Origin of the sequence: Hadarchaeum sp. (SeqCode) (assembly GCF_049969415.1) — an archaeon.
Lineage (GTDB): Archaea > Hadarchaeota > Hadarchaeia > Hadarchaeales > Hadarchaeaceae > Hadarchaeum.
The window spans coordinates 1-1335 of the sequence record NZ_JBMFOX010000054.1 but is presented as its reverse complement, the minus strand read 5'-3'; the positions used below and the strand labels follow the sequence as shown (position 1 = coordinate 1335).

Genomic DNA, 1335 nt, shown 5'->3' with positions numbered 1-1335 from the left:
TGGTCCTGCAGGGAACTAGGCAGCGGGTGCGGGAATTTTCCTCGAACCTGAGTTTGCCCACGTTGCTGATCTACAGTCTGGGCATCCTGCTGCCGTTGGTTTTTGTCGTCATCTTGCCCGTGCTCTCCGTAATTGACCTGCAAGTCGGCTTGGTCCAGATCGCCCTCATTTACTGCGTTGTTCTGCCCCTGCTGGTGCATCTTTTGAGCAGCAACGTGCTTTCAAAACGGCCGGTCATTTTTCAGCAGTTAGACCATTCGATTGAACCGAACTGGTGGCATTCGGCGGTGAAGGCCTTGGCCGTGTCGGTACCAGCTCCGATCCTTTGTTTTTGGTTTGCGCCGGCGCCGGATGTCACCACCCTGGCCGGCCTCTGGGGGATTGGTCTCGGTCTTTCCGCCTTCCTTTATTTTGATTCCGCTCCGGGCTATCGGCGCCGCGAGGAGATAGTTCAGATGGAGCGGGAGTTCAGCGATGCCCTGATGCAGCTCGGTAATCGCGTCTCTGAGGGGCGTCCGGCCGAGGCGGCCTTGGAGCACGTGGCGGCAGCGATGTCCGGGAGCAAAATTGCCCAGGTTTTTCGGGCGGCCTCCACTAACGTCAGGCTCGGCGGCATGGGTCTGCGCGCGGCCCTCTTTGAAGAAAGCCGCGGGGCACTAAGATTGGTCGGTTCCAGCATGATCCGCGGGACGCTGAAGATGCTCTTGGACCTGATCGAGAAGAGCACGCGCACCGCCGGGGAGGCGATCCTCCGGACGGCGCAGCATCTTCGTGAGCTGAATGAGGCCAAGGAGGAAATGAGGCGTTCGATGGCCGAGGTTGTCACCTCAATGCGGGCGGTGGCCATCTTCTTCGCGCCTTTGATCGTCTCAATCGCGGCTAGGCTGCAAGGGCTGCTTTCGGAGAAGATCCCCTCGCTTGACCTCTTCCCTACGACCGGGATATCGCCGGCGGCCTTTCTCTTTGTGCTTGGTCTGTACACGATTATTCTCACCATCATCCTGACCAACTACGTAGTGGAGATTGAGCTGGGTGGAGACAGGCTGGCCAAGCGAATGGCGGTGGCGAGTGCCGTTCCGGTGGCGCTAGTGGTTTTCACGGTGGGGGCGATCTTGGGCGGGCAGATGGTAGATTTCCTTTTTTAGGTTAAGTTTTAATTGGCGCGGGGATAAGTTCACAGCGGGCGGTGGTAGTCTAGCTTGGTCAGGACACGAGCTTGCCAAGCTCGCAGCGCGGGTTCGAATCCCGCCCACCGCACCTGGTGTGTTGCATTAAATTTTTAAAATTGTCCTGAGAGCGATATTTTGGCTGCCGGGGGCTGGACCGATGAGGTGG

General features: G+C 58.4%; 1 protein-coding gene and 1 tRNA gene. Both read left to right on the top strand.

What is annotated here, in order from left to right; genetic code table 11:
* Nucleotides 1-1145: type II secretion system F family protein (locus ACP5PX_RS07345; RefSeq protein ID WP_428085318.1), on the top strand; the 1145-nt coding region annotated here is incomplete at its 5' end.
* Nucleotides 1146-1183: 38 nt separating this feature from the next.
* Nucleotides 1184-1257, top strand: a tRNA-Gly gene (locus ACP5PX_RS07340).
* Nucleotides 1258-1335 lie beyond the last annotated feature (78 nt).